The organism is Arthrobacter sp. CAL618 (assembly GCF_000468215.1).
In the GTDB taxonomy this organism is placed as follows: Bacteria; Actinomycetota; Actinomycetes; order Actinomycetales; family Micrococcaceae; genus Arthrobacter_D.
On the sequence record NZ_ASZW01000221.1, the window covers coordinates 1,338 to 1,717 of the forward strand.

Sequence of the window (380 nt, forward strand, 5' to 3'; positions counted from 1 at the left end):
GGGCCCGGGCGAGTGCATCCTGCCAGGCGGCCTCCTGTGCCTGGGCAGCCCTGGCCTCCGGATCGGAGAAGCCGAACGACAGAGAGCTGATCCGGGCATCGTCGCCGCCAGCCTGCACCACAGCCTCAAGTACGGCTGACGCTGACGATAGGTCACCGATCGACAGGTTGAGATCCTGTGACGCGACATACCCGGTGACCCGCTGCTCCTGGTTCTCGCCCCACAGGATTTCCGCGCGCAGCCCGATCTGGTGGGTGGCCCGTTGAAGTGACTGAAGCCGGAGGGAGTCCAGGGCATCGAACACCCTGACAGCAGCGTCGGCGGCCCCGAGATACGCCTGCGGGGCCGTCGGACGGCGTACCTCCACCCCGACGCCGAGG

1 protein-coding gene is annotated in these 380 nt (G+C 68.2%); it reads right to left on the reverse strand.

Going from position 1 to position 380, the window contains the following annotated elements; genetic code table 11:
• Positions 1-380 (reverse strand): SIMPL domain-containing protein (locus K728_RS19445; protein WP_193353938.1); only part of this gene is annotated, 380 nt, incomplete at both ends.